Here is a 16,804-nt window from a genome sequence, read left to right on the forward strand (position 1 = left end):
ACTTTCGTCGGTTGACCTGTCACGCGAGGTGGTCCCGGGGACTTGAGCCAAGGGCTAAGCCTGCATCGTCCCGCCCCAGAGATCCTGAACACGAGCAGTGAACGGCGGCTATTTAGCTGATGCTGCCTGGAGCGTATCGCAGCGTCCCACGAAAGCGAATGGATCCCCAGTTTCGCACCAAGCACCAAGCACCAAGCACTGATCAGATCGAGCATGTGTTCCTGTTCGACCGCGCGTTAGGGATTTTGCTCGAGCGTGGCACCTGCAGCGCTATAGTGTTTGGTGTGAAACCTCCTCATCAGTGCCGGGATAGAGACATGCATGTCAAAAGGCTTGGGCGACTGAAATACGGACTAATGGGCGGCCTGTTGCTCGTGATGGGTCTGCTGGCGACGGGAGCGGAGGCAGGCTGCCCACAAGGGCAGGAAGCCTTCACCTCCTGCCAGATGGAAGGCCTCGGTACCGAAGTCTTCGTGTGTTTCGATAGCCAGACTGCCACCTACAGCTACGGCCCAATTGGCGGGCCAGCGGACCTCACTCTGTCAGAACCCATTGAACGCGTTGATTTTGAGCCATGGTCGGGGCTTGGCAAGGCGATCAGCGAGTCAGTCACCTTCTTCAATCAAGATTACGGTTACAACGTTGTGGGCGGCTTTGACCGTCCGTTTTCCGAGGAGGAGATGCAGCGTCCGATAAGGCGCTTTGGGTGGGTTGAAGTGACCGAGAGCGGCGAGCGGATCGCCCGCCTTGAGTGCATCCCTGAGACAGTAAGCTATGGCTTTGGCGGCGGGCTCCATGATGTCAAAGTGGCCGCCGGCCAGACGTGGGATTGGGACTCCCAGACCTGGATATCGGATGCTGTTTCATCGGCCTCCATACCGCTTCTGCTAAAAAACCATCAATATAGCGACGAATTTGATTGCCTTCCCCCATCGGAGCTTCGCCTCAATGGGATAAAGATGGGCGCGCCAGTGGGCGCACTCAGAAAGTTCGGAACACCGAAAGCCACCGACGCAACCTCGTTCAGTGATGAGCCAATTGACCGGATAGCCCTGATTGGCGCGAATATCGATTTTTTCCAAGATGTCGTTGTCAATATGTCCACCATCTCGCCGAACTGGCAGACGCCCTCAGGGATCAGGGTTGGTTTGACCCGTGGGGAAGTGATCCGCATTCTTGGACGCGTGCCCTCAGGATATACTGCCAGATCGCAAAATTTCGTTATCCCGGCCTGCTCCGACATTCCCGATACCCATTCTGAGGATGCTTACCGGGAATGGTTTGCTCTGATCGAATTCGGACAGGACAAGCGCGTGAACCGAGTCGTCTTATTGACGTCAACCCAATAGGGGATCACTGCGGCTTATTCCGGCTATGTCGGACAGCGTTGCGTGCAGCTCGAGTAGACGTGGAGGGCTGTCTGGAAGACACTGGCGGTACCACTCGCATGGAGAACGCACGAATGCATAGGCGTCGGCTGTCGGGATTACTTTTGGGAATTGGCATGGCCGGAGTGGCGGTGGTGCTGTCGCTTAACTTGTACACGGCGTTGAACGCGCAGTCTCTCAACGGCTTGCCGTGGTACTCCAGTGAGTGGTGGACGCGCTGGTTTCCTGCTTACACGATCTGGGTGAGTTTAACCGCAGTTGCTCTGCTGCTTCGTTTTTTGCCTTCAAGGCACGCTCGCAAGCGGGCAGAGCAACCTGAATGATGCTGTGACACCTTGCGTGAGGAAAGTGGACTCTCGGCGCGCTCTGTCTCAGAGATAAGGCGACGTCTTGATCGGAGTAGCTTCGGCCTGCAACGGACATAGCCTGAGGGCGGAAGGGGAGCCGTTTGCAGTTAGGAAGTTGAGCTGCTTCGGTCCGCTAGCACAATGGGCTGGCCGAGCGAACAGCGCTCGACTCGGGCTTCAATGGCATAGGCCTCATGTAGTCGTTCAGGTGTCAGCAGCTTGTCTGGTTCACCGAGATAGGCCGAACCGTTGGGTGTGAGTATCAGCAGTTGATCACAGAAGCGCAGAGCAAGGTTTAGATCGTGACTTGCCACAAGTGCAATAGCGTCCTGTTCGTCAGTCGCATTGCGTACCGCTTGCAGAACACTAAGCTGCCAGTTGAGATCGAGCGCGCTGGTCGGCTCATCCAACAACATCAGAGGCGGGCGACGCACCAGTACTTGAGCAAGGCCGATCATTTGTCTTTGTCCACCTGAGAGCTGGTCGAGCTGGCGCAGCGCCAGCGAGCGAATTCCCAGTGTGTCGAAGACACGCTCTACCGCTTCATCGACGCCGAGCGAAGTGCCACACCCAAGCGAGCGATAAGCGCTGACAACCGTTTCATATGCCACAAGAGGGACCCGCTGGGGTAAGGCCTGGGGCAAATAACCGATTTTCGCTAGGCGTTGCCTGGAGGGAAGTGATAACAACGCCAGGTCATCCAGACTGACGCTGCCCTTCGCGGGAACGAGGCCCGCAATTCCTTTCAGCAGGGTCGACTTGCCGACTGCATTTGGCCCAACGACCGCTACCAGGCTGCCACGAACAATCGCTGGCAGAGTCAACTGACGAATGACCGGGCGGTGCCGATACCCGAGTGTCAGCTGTTCGAGTTGGAGCGTCATGAGCTTCCTCGCCTACTACGTAGCACAATTAACAGAATGAATGTGGGGACTCCCACCAGTGCTGTTACCAGGCCGACGGGCAGAACAACTCCCGGGACAAGAAGCTTGCTGGCAATGGAGGACAGCGATAATAGTGTTGCGCCTGTCATGGCGCTGCCGATGAGCAGAAAACGATGATCCTCTCCGAGCAGCAGGCGCGCTATGTGCGGGGCGACTAGCCCAATGAAACCGATCTCTCCAACAAACGCCATGGCAGCCGCTGTTAACAGGCTGACGCGCATCAATGTCATGAGGCGGAGGCGCTCAACTGGAACCCCCAGGCTTTTGGCCTGATCTTCTCCACTTCGAAGTAGTGTCATGGACCAGGCATTGCGTAGAGAGAAGGGCAAGCAAATGGCTAGCACCGTTGTCACTACGGCCACCTTCTCAAGTGATGCACGGGAAAGACTCCCCATGGTCCAGTAGACGATTTGCTGGACGGACTCTGCATCTGCCACGAATTGCAGTAGCCCGACCAGGGCATTGATACCGAACAGCAATGCGATACCGAAGAGCACCACAGCATGAATCGAGGCGCCCAGCGAGCGGGAAAGTAACAGCACCAAAAGGGATGCTGCCGCTGCGAAGACGAAAGCCGCTAGCGGTAGCATTAGATAGCTGGCAATGCCGAAAAAGGAGACCGGATAGACGATGACTAGCGATGCACCTAGAGTCGCCGCTGCGCCGACGCCGAGTGTAAAGGGACTGGCCAAGGGGTTGTTGAGCACGGTCTGCATTTCGACTCCAGCCAAGCCTAGACTGGCGCCGACGACGACTGCCATCAATGCGTAGGGAAGCCGTATATCGAACACTATGACGGAGGTACTTGGTTCTAGTGACTCTACGGACAACAGCGCTTCTAGCACATCGTCAAGACCCAATATGGAAGGGCCTGAGGCAATGTCCAGCAATAGTGTGGATAGTGACGAAAGCGCCAGTAGGAGGAGGCAAAGCCAGCGGCGCCATACAAATCGGCGATACAGCAGGGCCAAAGACGGCTGTGTCATTGTAGGCATGCTTATGGTGCCTCATCGCCGAGCGTGACCCAGTAGCAGCCGCTCAGTGGTACGGGCTGGAATCGTTGATACAGCTCAGCCAGCGTACTTTGCGGTGAAAGCGCTGAAAACTCGAGCGGATATAGCCATTTGGCAATAGCCTGAACCGCCACTACGTTAAGTGGAGTGTTGTAGAAATGATGCCAAATGGCCAAGGCGTGACCGGGAACGTTGATCGGGTCTAATTGCTCAAGTCCTGGACGAGAGACGGCGCGCTGGAACGTGCGCTGAGCAGTGTTTTCGTCGACGCCAGCTCCCAGCACGACGTAAGGCAGGTCATCGGCGGAGAGTTCGAGGCCGGGTGCACCGATGGCTGTTGCCAAGTAGCGATCAGGCGGTTCGGTCAACAGGGTTTCGAGGCTCAGCATGCCACTGACGCCCGGGAGAAGCTCAGTCGCCATGTTGTGGCCTCCAGCAAAGCTGATGAAGTCACTCATCATGCCTCTGGCCATGGTTTCACAGCACCCGTCCATCCGTCCGAGGCGACTGTGAAGGAATACCTTCAATCGGTGGCTTTCAGGGATACGGTTAACCGTCTGGCCTACCTTGTCGAGCTCACTTTGATAGAAGCGGTTGAAGGCCTGAGCCTGGGCTTCACGGCCTAGAACTTCGCCGAGAACCGCCATACTTGTCTGGGTGTTCTCCAGAGGTCTTTGGCGGAAGTCAATGAAGATGACAACGACGCCGGCTCGCTCTAGCCGATCAACCAGGTCTTGGTGACGAGCTCCTGGACCATGTCCATCCAGGCTGAAGATCGCTAGATCAGGGTCCATCGCCAGCACGTGCTCCAAGCTAAAGCTATCGGCTGAGGTGTGGCCGACACGAGGAATATCGTCCAGCGCTGGGAAGCGTGCGAGGTATTGAGCGTAGCCGGCAGGATCCGTCATTTCGAAGTCTGGCAGCATACCTACCAGTCGATCGACCACGTGCTCGCCCTCAAGGATTGCGAGTGCGGGTATATAGCGGCTTTCGCCAAGGACAATGCGCTCTATGGTATCGGGGAGCTCAACCTTTCTCCCTGCAAGGTCTGTGACGGTTGAGGCAGAGACTGAAGGCGCCAATAACAGTACCAAAAGGGTAGCGCCAATATAGCGAAACACGGAAGAAGCGACGACGGATGGCTGCATATAAAGGCCTGGTTGTACAGATATTGCAGCAGCGGCCAGGGGCCCCCGCACGAGAATAGGCAATAAGCGTTGGGTCGAGTGCTCAGGGCAACATTTGGTCAAATGCTGCGCCAGAGTTCGTTGCTGGACCGAACAAGCGGCAGCTGCCGGTGCACTAGAGCCACTTTTCCTAGTATGTGAAACGTGGCCTTGGTGCTTTGGCAGCTACCAATCAGTCGTCGCACGCATCAGGTACCCAACGCTACCTTAGAAGCGGTAGGCCACGTTGGCGCGAATATCGCGACCAGCCTCCGGCAAGCCTGCAGCGACGTCGCCGTAAACGGCGTAGCTGGCGTGGTCGTAGTACTGCTTGTCGAGCAAATTATTGACGGTCAATGAGAGAGTGAGCTGATCATCACTCAAGGGTTGCCACTGGGCGTATACATCATGCACAGCGAAACCGGCCTTTTCTGAGTAACCATCCGCCACGTCGGTGAGGCGCTCCGTGAAGCGGCTGCTCCAACCGATATCGAGACTGTCGGTGGCCTGATAGTTGAGGTTAGCAATCCAGGAGTCACCTACGCTGGTGCCCAGGCTGAAGTTATCGTCGTTGAGGGGTTCCCCATTGAGCTCAGGGCTGGATTGGCTGTAGGCAATAGAGGCACTGACGCGCTCCCAGTCATAGCCGATCTTGGCTGTGAACCCTCGTGTCTCAAGCTCTCCTATATTGTTGAGGACACCGGTATAGCCTTCTTGACCGACGACGTCGTCAATCTTGGTGATGAACGCTTCACCCGACACGTAGAGGTTGCCCTGGCGGTAGATCGCGCCGACTTCATAATTGTCGGAGGTTTCTTCCTTGCGATCCTCCGCATTTCGGTAGTAGTCAAGGACAAACAGCTCTTTGACTTGAGTTCCACGGATAGCCCTGGCCCAGCCGCCATAGAGGTTGAGTTGTTCTGTCGCATCGAAGCTGACGCCCAGGTTGGGACTGAAGCCTGACTCGTCAAAGGACTGGCCGGTGCCATTCTCATCGAGCTCGTACCAGTCGTAGCGAGTACCGGCGCTGAGGGTCAGGCGATCCGTGACGTGATAGTCGTTCTGAATGTACAGCCCAGTGACGCTGCCGGTTTCCGTGTCGCTGTTAAGGCTGCCTTCGTCATGTCGGTAGTCAATACCATAAGTTAAGGTGTGATCGCCCAGATAGCTGGTGTTGCGCAGGTCGGCACCGTAGCTATCAAGCTCACCTAGATAGGTGCCATAAGGTCCATCGATGTGCTCAAGCGACGCGTCGGTATCGTAGACAGTGAATTCAAGATCTAGCCAGTCGTTGTCCAGGCTATTGAAACGGTACTTGCCGGTGATCGTTTCTCGCACCATCTCCTGATCAAACACCGGATTGCGCACGCTTGGCACCCAGTGAGGACGGTGCTTGCGGTATGCTTCATCTTCACTGCGCTCATAGCTGATGGCGATCCGTTGCTCATCGGTCAACTGGCCGACAACCTTGGCAAATCCAGACTGCAGCTCGGTACCCGTGAAAGGCTGGGTGTTTCCGTCGCCGTCTTCGTAATCATCATGATCGCTGTCAACCAACGTGGCCATCGCGCTCCAGTCATCATTGATGCGCCCAAACAGCGATGCTGAAGCCTTATAGCCATCTGTGTTGCTGAAGTAGCCTGCCTTCAGCAGGCCTCCAATACTCTCGCCAGGGCGGAGTAGGTCATCGGGATCCTTGGTCTCAAAACGAATAGCTCCGCCTAACGTTCCGGGCCCATTGGTGGCATCGCCCGGGCCTGCCGAGACCGATACACTTTTGAGTAATTCTGGCTCGACCATCAGCCTGCCTTGATGGTGGAACAAATAGCCCGATTGCGTAGCACCATCGACGGTGACGTTGAGCAGGGTATCTTCCAGGCCTCGAACATAGACTTTCTGAGCCACTGGCGAACCTCCACCTCCAACCGTGACATCCGCCATGCCGCTGAAGATGTCTTGCAGGTCATCTGCCTGATAGCGACGAAGAGTATCGTCATCGACGCGCTGTTCATCATCACCAATACGGTCTGCCGTGACCTGAATGGGGGCCAGAGACGCGAGGGGCTCCTGCGCCATGACAGCTGAACTGGAACAGATTAAAGCGATGGCTGAGCACAATGTACGGCGCTGCAGGATGAAGGGCGACGAGGTGGCGGGGCGTGACATGTAGAGGAACTCTCCAGAGAGCGATTGGGATGAGAATCATTCTTTTTGGAGAGACATTTTCACCACAGCGTTTTCAGAAAGGAACGAAATTTACAATTGTTACGTCTACGTTGTCTGAGCAGGGGCATGGCGTGCGTCTGGCAGCGCTATTTGCATGCGCAAGCCACCTGCCTGTCGGTTGTAGGCCTTGATGGTGCCACCGATCGCTTGCACTTGGCGTCGTGCCAAGGCGAGACCTACGCCATGACCTGAAACGTGCGGGCGATGAATCTCAGCTGGGCAGAAGCGCTGGACCCGAAAGAAGGGGACGAAAATGCGGTCCAGGTGCTCTACCGCAACACCAGGGCCTTCATCATCGACGGTAAGTCGGTAGTGCTCTGTCTGCTTAGCCAGTTCGACGACGACGCGTCCGCCGGGGGGAGTGTGGGTGCAGGCGTTACGCAGAATATTCTCGATGGCCTGGGCCAGTGAACGCTGACTGGTTCCACTGATGATTGCTGAGCTTGGAAGCTTGGCAGAGATCTGGTGCGTGGGATATTCGTAGCGTGCATCTTCGACGATCGTGTCAATGAGGTCCGTCAGGTCCAGAGTATCGTCAGACAGGCGAGGTTTCTCGTTTTCCAGCCACGCCAGGGTCAGAGTATCCTCCACCAGTCCTCGCATCAGTTCACACTCTCTTCGGATGCGTGGCAGTAGATGATGAGTATCGACGCCTTCTTCGACGCAACTGATGGCCATGTCGATACGGGTGAGGGGGGTGCGCAGCTCATGCGATAGATCGGCGATCAATTGCCGCTGAGTGACGATCAACTCGCCAATTCGTTCAGCCATGCGATCAAAGGTGTCAGCGAGTGCTGTGAGCTCGTCGTTTCGGTTGCCGAGCAGCGCCCTGATACGAACGGCGAGGTTACCTTCGCTGAATTCTCTGGTGGCAATCTCAAGCTGTCGCAGCGGCGTCATCACGTGGCGGTAGATGATGAGACTGAGCACCCCGAGTACCGCTAGTGGCAGTGCAATCTTGAGCAGCAATGACACTTGAGGTAGGTAGGTGCCGGGACGCATACGCTGGGGAAGCAGCACGAGAAAATGCGTTTGGCCATCATCGAAGGTGGTCTCCATGATGGGATTCTCTGCAAAATAGAGGTGGATCTTCCATTCTTCGCTGCGACCTATCCTGAAGCCTTGTTGCAGACGTTCGGTCACTTGGCTGCCGGCTAGAGGCTCAAGGTGTGAGCGAATGACCGCCGCCCAGGTATTCTCGCGCGTCTGCAGTGCGTCGAGCCACTCGGTCAAGGCCTGGTCGTCTCCGCTACGGTACAGGCGTTGTGCAGTCTGGCCCCACTCTCTCAAGGTCTGCTGGTCAGCCTCGGCGATAAAGCTCATTTTCTGCTCGGTCTCAGCGCCCAGAAAGGTGATCACCCACACCAGCGCCAAGGTCCCGAGTGCGAGAGTTGCGCTTAGCTTCCACAACAATCGACGGTTCATGAAAAGCGATAGCCCTTGCCATGCACCGTCTGCAGGCGGTCGGCGCTCATCCCCGCTTCTATCAGTTTGCGACGCACTCGACTCATATGCATATCGAGGCTGCGATCGAAGCGGCTATAGTCCCGTTCAAGCACTGTGCGGTACAACACTGGCTTGCTGAGCGTATCGCCCTGATGCAACACCATTTCCCATAGCAGTCGAAACTGCAGGGGGGTCAGGGTGACTGGTTCGTTGCTATGGGAGACGGTCATATCGGTGCGACGCAGTATCAGCGGCTCCGCGGCCAATGTGTTTGGCGTTGGCCTCAGACGGGCCACCTGCATACAGCGTCTGAGTAGAGCTTCGATACGCAGCACCAGTTCGGTAAAGGTAAACGGTTTTGGCACGTAGTCATCGGCCCCGCAGCTGAAGCCGAGAATGCGGTCTTCTTCGGCCCCGCACGCCGTCAGCATGATGACAGGAGTCTGTAAACGTTTGCGTAGTGTGTTGAGTACTTCAAAGCCGCCCAGCTTAGGTAGCATTACGTCCAGAAGAATGAGGTCGAACGATTCGCTGTGGGCTCTCTCCAGAGCATCTTCCCCGGAGTAACAGGCGTGTGTGCGATACCCCCTGCGCTCAAGCAACTGGGAAATCTGGTCGTTTAGCGTTGGATCATCCTCGACCACAAGGATACTGGGTTGGGCAGCATGAGAGCAGGTCATGGCAAGAATAGTCATGTGTACATGAGACGTATTATCATATGCGACCTGGCACTCTGGGACAATAATCTGGTGCCTCCTACTGGCTAGCTGTTGTCCGGGCCACCCGTCGTGCCTTGCTGAGTGCAGCGGCGTATGGCAGCTGTAGCGTCCTTCAGTAATCTTAGGATTTCGAGCTGTTCTGGCTGAGGTAGATGACGACTCTCGTACAGAGCCGCATTGAAATCCATGCGAGCCGTTAACAACTCCTGCGCCAATGGTTTGGAGTTATCTCTCGAGACGGTCTCTGCGAGTGCCCCCTGAATGTGTCGTATGTGGCCCTCCGATCACACCCTGCATCAGTCGTGTAGGGGGTAATCGGGGCGGCACTGCAAGCCAGCGTGAGAGGCACGTAATGTCCATTCGGCAGTGTAATACCGAAGGGCTCGACGGTTTGCTCCGTGTCGGTGCTGATTTGTTGTGTATGTCAGCGGAGAGGAGGAGCCGGAATTTCATATTAGGTAATGGGGCCGGAGTTTACTGCCACGCTGTTGAACGCGCGCCTGGAGCGCAGGAGCAAGTAACGCAGCAACGCCAAGTGGGGAAATTCGAGCAGCATGCCGATCACGATGGCAGCATAAACTAGTGGCTGACCAGGCAGCGCCACCATCGTCACCGCCAGCATGAGCGGGGCGTTGCGCGCCGCAGTCGTCATGGTCAGTAAGGCATGTTCGGGGTAGGGCAGCCTTGCCAGTCGACTCGCGGCCTCTCCTAACAAGAAGGTGACCACGAAGAAGGTGAATGCCGCCAGCAAGAGCCAGATGAAGACCCGACCATGCTCCAGGATGACGCCAATATTGTCGGCGAAAATCTGAGCGACCAGTAGAGCCAATACCAGCGGTGTACAGCGGTCGCTCCATGCCAACAGGTGTTCTAAACGTTCGCCTCCCACGATTAGGCGAAGTGCATGTCTTGCAGCTAAAGCCAGGGCCAACGGCAGCACGAACCATTGTAGCAACGCGCTACCGACAAGTGCGTTGTCTACCTCTACCACATTGCGTGTGAACAAAAAGACAAAGAACGGATAGAGCAGCAGCTGAGCTAGCATGTTGATGGGAATCAGTGCTGTGCCCAAGGTCACGTCGCCGTCGGCAAGGCGTGTAAAGCCCAGGAACCAGTCGGTGCAAGGCGACATGAAATAGATCGCCAACCCCACCATCAGCAACGGGTGAGCGCCCAGAAACAACGAAGCGATGCAGTAACCGATAGCGGGAATAAGCACGAAGTTGGCCAGTATCGCCACGCCTAGGAATCTCAGGCGCCGTAGTGCCTTGAACAAGGAGCCGAAGCGCACACCCAGCAGCAGCAAGACGATCAGCAGTCGCAGGGTGGCGTCCATCCCATCGCCCAGCCACTGGCCTGCTGAAGGCGCATAGTGGCCAATGGTAGCGCCCGACACCATACCGCCCAATAGCAGGCCGGTGGTGCCGCAAGCGGCAAGAACACGAGCCGCCGTCAACATTCGCAACCCTCGCAACAGTCGCGGTTGCCAAATGGCCCCCAGGCCCCGGAACTACGCTGCAAGCCGTCAACGTCCAGCCCCATGCGTTCGGCAATCTGCTCAGCAACGAGGGCGAATCGCTGGCGAAACTTGTAGATGAAGCAAAAGATGCGTCGGTCGTGACGTACCTGTGGTCCCACCAGGAAGAGTCCAGGGGTGCGGGTAGATTCATCGGCTGGCGTCAGGGAGATATGCCCTTTTTCCGTCCAGTCCCACAGTGAGGAGATGTGTTGCGCACCACCACCCTGGTGAAAGCCTGTGCCTAGAACCGGTGCTTGAGCGGTATCCCATTGGCGGCCATCCGCTGCGTGGATGCTAAAGCCGCTCTTTTCATGGCGCTTGACCTCGACCACATCGGTACCGAAAGCGACATCCAGCTGACCGGTCTTGAGCGCCTCAGACAGCCGCTCTCGGGTGTAGGGCGACAACGATAGGCTGGGATCGTAGGCATTCTCCTGTGCCCAGGAACGTTTGCGCACCAGAAGCCGCACGTGGTGCCCCAGCCGCACCAGATTGACGGCCGCATCCACACCGCTTTCGTACCCCCCGATCACCGTATGCGGGAGTGAGGAGTCATCCGGAGCAGACAGATCCTGCCAGTTGCTGACTTGGGCATAGTGAGTGCACCAATGCGAACCGGGAAATGGCGTCAGGTCGGGATACTGAAACTCCCCCGTCGCCCAGACCAGAAAGCGCGTACGCAGCGGACCCCGCCCGGTTTGCAGCAGAAAACCGTCCTGCTCTAGCGGTTCGACCTGCCGCACCCCGCAGCCTTCAACAATGGGTAGGTCGCGTGTCCGCGCGACGAATGCTAGGTAGTCAGCATACTGTTCGCCGCTCAGGTGCTCCGCCCCTGCGAAAATAGCTGGGGAGCTAGCCTCCTCCACGGCGTTCAGGTCTGCTAAACCGAAGGGGTTGCTGTGAAAGGAAGGGGTGATAAAGCGCGTTTGCGTCGGCCAGCGCCTGAAGGAGGAGCCGACCTCATGGGCTTCCAGCACGACATATTCGACATCAATGAGCTTCTCAAGCTCAAGCCCGATGCCAATCCCTGCCGGGCCAGCGCCGACGATGACCACATCCACGCTGGGAATGTCCTTTAGATCTTGTCGCTCAACCCGACTCATGACGACACTTCCTCTATTGTCTGCCAGCGGGGGCCTTGTGGCGTATCGCGCACCTCGACGCCCAGCTCAGCCAGAGCGTCGCGAAGCTCGTCGGCGCGGGCGAAGTCGCGCTGCTGCCGGGCCTGCTCTCGCTTGGCGATCAGGGTCTCGATGCGCCCAACCGGTAGGTCGGAGCGTTCCGGGGCCAGCGCGGCCAGGGCCTTGGCGGGGGACTGTTGAAGCAGGCCGAGTAGTTTGGCTGAGGCCAGCACCGTACCCTTGGCGCGGGCACGATCGGTCTCCCCATCTGCGGCCTTCAGGTCGTCCACCAGCTGCTGCAGGCGGGCGAGCGCCTCGGCGACGTTGAGGTCGCGGCGCAGCGCCGCCAGCAGTTCGGCGTCCGGGGGAGTGTCGACGGCCTCCAGGGCCTCGACCTTGGCCAGGACTCGATAGTGGTGGAGCAGAGTGCGCCGCGCACGCGAAAGGCGTTCTGCGTTCCAGTCCAGGGGCCGGCGATAGTGCGTGCCGAGCAGCGCCAGGCGCACCGCTTCCCCGGGACCCTGGTCGAGCAGGTCGCGGACCAGCAGCACGTTGCCCAGCGACTTCGACATCTTCTGCCCGTCCACGGTCACGAAGCTGTTGTGCACCCAGGTGTGGCAGTAACGGGCACCGTGGGCGCAGGTCCCCTGAGCGATCTCGTTCTCGTGATGGGGGAAAATCAGGTCCTGACCACCGCCATGAATGTCAATGGTATGCCCCAGGTGCTCGCCAATCATGGCGGTGCACTCCACGTGCCAGCCGGGCCGCCCGCGCCCCCAGGGGCTCTCCCAACCCGGCTGCTCGGGCGAGGAGGGCTTCCATAGCACGAAGTCCAGCGGGTCGCGCTTGTAGGGGGCCACTTCCACCCGGGCGCCGGCCAGCATTTCCTCGGGGCGACGGCCCGAGAGCTGACCGTACTCAGCAAAGGAGCCGACCTGAAAGAGCACGTGCCCTTCGGCCTCGTAGGCGTGGCCGCGTGCAATCAAGGTCTCGATCAGCGCGATGATCTCGGGAAGGTGGTCGGTGACTAGGGGTTCGAGATCCGGTGGGCGCACGCCGAGCGCCTGCATGTCCTCATGGTAGGCGGCGATATAGCGCTCGGTGATGGTGCCGATGGGCACCCCGGCCGCGGCGGCGGCGGCATTGATCTTGTCGTCCACGTCGGTGAAGTTGCGCGCATAGACCACCTGCGCATAGTCATGGCGCAGCACCCGTGACAGCAGATCGAAGACCACCGCCGGGCGGGCGTTGCCGATGTGGGCGTAGTTGTAGACCGTGGGACCGCAGACATAGAGCGTGACGCGGTCAGGTCGTTCGGTGCGCAGCGTCTCGCGACGGCGGGTCAGGGTGTTGAAGAGTTGCATTGTACTCCTGGCATGGCGTTCGGGAGGAGGGGCCGTCAGGGGCTCAGTGGTGCGGTGATGACCTCCACCGAGCCGTCGCGAATGGCGTTGTAGAAGCAGTTGGGACGCCCCGTGTGGCAGGCCGGTCCCTGCTGGTCGACGAGCAGCAGCAGGGCGTCGCCGTCGCAGTCCAGTCGGGCCTCGACGAGCCGCTGCCGGTGGCCCGAGCTCTCACCCTTGCGCCACAGGACCTGCCGGGAACGTGACCAGTAGCAGACTCGCCCGGTGTCCAGGGTCTCGCGCAGTGCCTCGCGGTTCATCCAGGCGAGCATCAGCACCTCGCCACTGTCGTGCTGCTGGGCGACGGCGGTCACCAGGCCGTCGCTGTTCCATGGCATGGCGTCGATGACGGTATCGAACGGGCGGCGCTCACCACGCTCGGCCTCTTCCAGTTGTTTCCAGATATCCATCAGGTCTCCTGCCAGTTCCACTGCTGCGGGCCACGGCGTCGTGGGCGTGAAGGCGCTCGACATGTACCACCCGCAGGGTGCCCCCTTCCCTGGATATGGGGATGGTCATGCATGGCATGGTGTAGGCGACGCGAGGCGTCTGCACAGAACATCGGGTTGTGGTCATTGGCGAGTGCGAACGACCGTTCTTTGATTCGTTTGACTACTGCTAGAGAGTCTGTGCTGGTGCGGTTCATATTCGTGCGTTAGCACCCCGTGACCGTGCAAGTTGTCTTCCCTCTCCCGCCCATCTGCCGTTGTATCCACCATCAGAGTGGCGGTGAGTAGAGCGAGAAGGTGAAAGGGGCTCTCCCTGTCTACCAACGGGGTTGGCGTAGGGTTAAGAGCAAACCAAGATTAATATGTTATAACATAACACTTCTTAGGCCCTCGTTGTCTAGAACTCTCTCGCGCAGGTGAGTCTGCTCGTTCAGGGGCACCTGAGTCTTGCGTCATGAACAGCCATGACAACAACGGGGTCGTCAGTGAACGGCTTCCTGAATGGACGATGGCTGAGCAGGATCCAGGACGCCAGTGCTCAACAAAATGGAGAGCGTCACTTTTTAGAATGACTCGTCTGGAGCAGCGTCACCCACGCTGCTCCTAACACGCTAGTCACCCGACGTTCGGGCGTGAATGAGGAGCAGTTGACGGTCTCGAATTATCAGGCGGGAAGAATATAAGCGCCCTGTGCGATGGCGCAGGGCTCGCTTTCGCTGTCATCCATCCACACCGACACGCTGCCGATCATGGTTCTGCCTCCACTCTTGTTGAGGTCGGCCCGGGCGATGATCCGCTGGCCGACAGCCGGCGACAGATAGCGAATCGCCAGGTCAGAGGTCAACGCCATGGCCTGTGGCGTTTCACGGCCAGCAGAAGCCAGAAACCACAGTGCCGCGTCTGCAGCGGCAAACAGGGCAGGGCCACACACATAGCCACCGGGCCGCAGGTCCTCTTCTCGGACCTCGACCGTGGCAATGGCGTGGCGCTCGGCAAGTTCGAGACAGGTAAACGGACAGCTTGGCCAGTGTGTTGCCAGCATGCGGTTAATATCGTCGGCGGTGGTCATGGCGGTGATCTCATTGTGAGGATAATTTTGAACAGCGCCTACGATACACACTGGCCAAGGGCTGTCACTATGACGTCGCTACACACCTTCAGCGATGGGCCACGTCGGGTCGAGTTCAAGTGCGCACATCGGAGGAAAAGCGTGCCGCATTTTCCTTGAGAAACTCGCTTTCGTCGGCGTCACCCCAGAAGGCGGGCTGTGCCTTCGGGATGGTCAAGGCCTTCTGAATCTGGGGGCGCGCATCGAGCCGCTCGAACCAGGCCTTCAGGTGGTCGAGACCGTCGATCGACACCTTGGCCCAGACGTAGGCGCGGGCCCAGGGGTAGGTCGCCATGTCGGCGATGGTGTACTGATCCCCCGCCAGCCACTCGCGGCCTTCCAGACGGGTGTTCAGGACCTCCAGCAGGCGACGGGACTCATCCACGTAACGCTTGATGGAGAAGGGTTCCTGCTGGCCGTTGGGGGCGGCGATGCGCTGGAAGTACATGGCCTGGCCCATCATCGGACCGATGCCCCCCATCTGGAACATCAGCCACTGTAGCGTTTCGCTGCGGGCCTTGGCCTCTCTGGGCAGGAACTGGTCGTACTTCTCGGCCAGGTACCACAGGATGGCGCCACTCTCGAATACGGCGAAGTCGTCATTGCCTCGGTCGACAATGGTGGGAATGCGCCCGTTGGGGTTGAGCTTGAGATAGTCGGGCGCCTTTTGCTCCTTTTTGCCAAAGTCGATGAAGGTCAATTCGTAGGGCACCTCGGCCTCTTCGAGAAAGATGACCGGCTTGTAGCCGTTCATGGTGGCAGCGGTGTACAGGTGAATATCCGGCTGTGGCATGGAGGCTTCCTCAGTGGAGTGACGATAAGTGGGGTTACGCCAGGTCGTCGCGATCCAGGCGTTCGAAAATGATGGCCTCGACGGAAGTCGCGCCAACGTTGGTCACCTGGTGGGCCCAGGCCTCGTTATGCATGACGTCCCCTGCAACCACGTCACGCTCCACGGCATCGCCACTTTCCAGCGCGATGCGCAGGCGGCCGGCAGACAGGAAGTAGACGATCTCTTCGGGATGGCGGTGAGGCGCATCGGCGGCGCCGGGGGCCATGGTCATGTGTACCAGGCGTGTCTCACCGGTGTTGATGAGCTCGCGGTAGAACTCCGGAGAGGCCTGGTCGGCCAGCGGAACCGGGTGCCCAGCGTCAGGCCATTGAGGTGTTGTCATGGGGTGTTCTCCTGAAGGTGACGGAGGCATCAGCCGAAGACGCGCTCGAGATGGGCATCGAAGCGCGCGAGGTCTCTGTCGATGTCGGGGTTCTTCATCACGTCGAAGGCGCCGAAAGTCGGCAGTGGGCTCATGTCAAAGAAGCGTGCGTTCAGATGCACGGGGGCGACCAGGTCATCCAGCGACTTGCCGGCGAAGAAGGGTTCCTCGGGGTCATCAAAGGCTTCGGATGGCGCATTGAGGGTGACGCTGAGCATGTAGTCGGTGTCGGTCAGGGTACCGCCCAGCCCATAGTTCTCCTTCGGCTTCTCGGCGGTGCGGCCGTCGCCGTTGCACAAGCGGCCATCCATGCCGGCGGTGTAGACCTCATCCATGTATTTCTTGAAGGACCAGGGCACCATCATCCAGTTGATCGGGAACTGCATGATTACCACGTCGGCCCACTGGTGGTCGGCAATGGCCTCCTCGACGTCATACCCTTCGGCGATGCGACTGACGCGGACCTCGTGGCCCTTGCTGGAAAGCCAATGACGAGCGCGCTCAGCCAGGCTGTCGTTGAGTGTGCCCTTGGCAAATGGATAGGGCTGGTGACCGTTTATGATCAGTACGTTACGCATAAAAATCTCCGTCTTGAGTGGCAATGAGTCATGGATCTGCAGGCTCTTCAGGAGTTAAGATGAAGCGAGCGGTATGTAAAAACAACTAGTATACTTTTGGTAACCTGATCGCTGGACAGCAGCGTGACATCCCGGCGGACGTCTTGACGCTTTGTAAGAGACG

The 16,804-nt window shown here is 58.5% G+C and carries 16 protein-coding genes; 1 reads left to right on the plus strand and 15 read right to left on the minus strand.

All coding sequences use genetic code 11. The annotated features are described in order from the left end of the window. The first annotated feature begins 158 nt into the window (after positions 1-158). Positions 159-1,349 carry a hypothetical protein gene (locus KUV45_RS15170; RefSeq protein WP_222162020.1) on the plus strand — a complete coding sequence of 397 codons (1,191 nt, stop codon included), beginning with the start codon at positions 159-161 and terminating at the stop codon, positions 1,347-1,349. Positions 1,350-1,842: 493 nt separating this feature from the next. Here the strand turns inward: KUV45_RS15170 and KUV45_RS15175 are convergent, their stop codons facing one another. From KUV45_RS15175 to KUV45_RS15245, 15 genes are all read right to left on the minus strand, one after another. Continuing rightward, positions 1,843-2,619: an ABC transporter ATP-binding protein gene (locus KUV45_RS15175; RefSeq protein ID WP_222162021.1), complete on the minus strand. Its 777-nt coding sequence runs from the start codon at positions 2,617-2,619 to the stop codon at positions 1,843-1,845. Beyond that, on the minus strand, positions 2,616-3,674 hold the full coding sequence (locus tag KUV45_RS15180; RefSeq protein WP_222162022.1) for an iron ABC transporter permease: 1,059 nt from the start codon (positions 3,672-3,674) through the stop codon (positions 2,616-2,618). The genes KUV45_RS15175 and KUV45_RS15180 overlap by 4 nt, the downstream gene beginning before the upstream one ends. Before the next feature lie 2 nt (positions 3,675-3,676). Further along, complete coding sequence (locus tag KUV45_RS15185; protein ID WP_222162023.1) at positions 3,677-4,840, minus strand: ABC transporter substrate-binding protein; 1,164 nt, start codon at positions 4,838-4,840, stop codon at positions 3,677-3,679. Positions 4,841-5,086: 246 nt separating this feature from the next. Continuing rightward, positions 5,087-7,024: a TonB-dependent receptor domain-containing protein gene (locus KUV45_RS15190; protein ID WP_222162024.1), complete on the minus strand. Its 1,938-nt coding sequence runs from the start codon at positions 7,022-7,024 to the stop codon at positions 5,087-5,089. A 105-nt stretch (positions 7,025-7,129) separates the two neighbouring features. Next, positions 7,130-8,509, minus strand: a complete 1,380-nt coding sequence (locus KUV45_RS15195) for a sensor histidine kinase (RefSeq protein WP_222162025.1) — start codon at positions 8,507-8,509, stop codon at positions 7,130-7,132. Continuing rightward, the gene (locus tag KUV45_RS15200; protein ID WP_224851790.1) at positions 8,506-9,225 is read right to left on the minus strand and encodes a response regulator transcription factor; all 720 of its coding nucleotides are present in this window, start codon (positions 9,223-9,225) and stop codon (positions 8,506-8,508) included. The genes KUV45_RS15195 and KUV45_RS15200 overlap by 4 nt, the downstream gene beginning before the upstream one ends. A gap of 478 nt (positions 9,226-9,703) precedes the next feature. Next, entirely contained in the window at positions 9,704-10,708 is a 1,005-nt protein-coding gene (locus KUV45_RS15205; RefSeq protein ID WP_222162026.1) for an arsenic resistance protein, read from the minus strand. Beyond that, positions 10,702-11,829, minus strand: a complete 1,128-nt coding sequence (locus tag KUV45_RS15210) for an NAD(P)/FAD-dependent oxidoreductase (protein ID WP_224851788.1) — start codon at positions 11,827-11,829, stop codon at positions 10,702-10,704. The genes KUV45_RS15205 and KUV45_RS15210 overlap by 7 nt, the downstream gene beginning before the upstream one ends. Before the next feature lie 38 nt (positions 11,830-11,867). Then, positions 11,868-13,253, minus strand: coding sequence for a cysteine--tRNA ligase (cysS, locus tag KUV45_RS15215; RefSeq protein WP_222162028.1), 1,386 nt, complete (start codon positions 13,251-13,253; stop codon positions 11,868-11,870). A gap of 35 nt (positions 13,254-13,288) precedes the next feature. Continuing rightward, positions 13,289-13,702 carry a phosphoribosyl-AMP cyclohydrolase gene (hisI, locus tag KUV45_RS15220; protein WP_222162029.1) on the minus strand — a complete coding sequence of 138 codons (414 nt, stop codon included), beginning with the start codon at positions 13,700-13,702 and terminating at the stop codon, positions 13,289-13,291. Then, positions 13,702-13,938 carry a GTP cyclohydrolase, FolE2/MptA family gene (locus tag KUV45_RS15225; protein WP_224851787.1) on the minus strand — a complete coding sequence of 79 codons (237 nt, stop codon included), beginning with the start codon at positions 13,936-13,938 and terminating at the stop codon, positions 13,702-13,704. Before KUV45_RS15225 ends, hisI begins: the two co-directional genes overlap by 1 nt. 467 nt (positions 13,939-14,405) lie before the next feature. Then, positions 14,406-14,810, minus strand: coding sequence for a PaaI family thioesterase (locus tag KUV45_RS15230; protein ID WP_206942712.1), 405 nt, complete (start codon positions 14,808-14,810; stop codon positions 14,406-14,408). A gap of 115 nt (positions 14,811-14,925) precedes the next feature. Next, positions 14,926-15,642 (minus strand): glutathione S-transferase family protein, encoded by a 717-nt coding sequence (locus KUV45_RS15235; protein WP_222162030.1) that lies wholly within the window; start codon positions 15,640-15,642, stop codon positions 14,926-14,928. 34 nt (positions 15,643-15,676) lie between these two features. Further along, entirely contained in the window at positions 15,677-16,024 is a 348-nt protein-coding gene (locus KUV45_RS15240; RefSeq protein ID WP_222162031.1) for a cupin domain-containing protein, read from the minus strand. Positions 16,025-16,053: 29 nt separating this feature from the next. Next, entirely contained in the window at positions 16,054-16,641 is a 588-nt protein-coding gene (locus tag KUV45_RS15245; protein ID WP_222162032.1) for an NAD(P)H-dependent oxidoreductase, read from the minus strand. Positions 16,642-16,804 lie beyond the last annotated feature (163 nt).

Origin of the sequence: Halomonas sp. DP3Y7-2, from assembly GCF_019800795.1 — a bacterium.
Taxonomy (GTDB): Bacteria; Pseudomonadota; Gammaproteobacteria; order Pseudomonadales; family Halomonadaceae; genus Halomonas; species Halomonas litopenaei_A.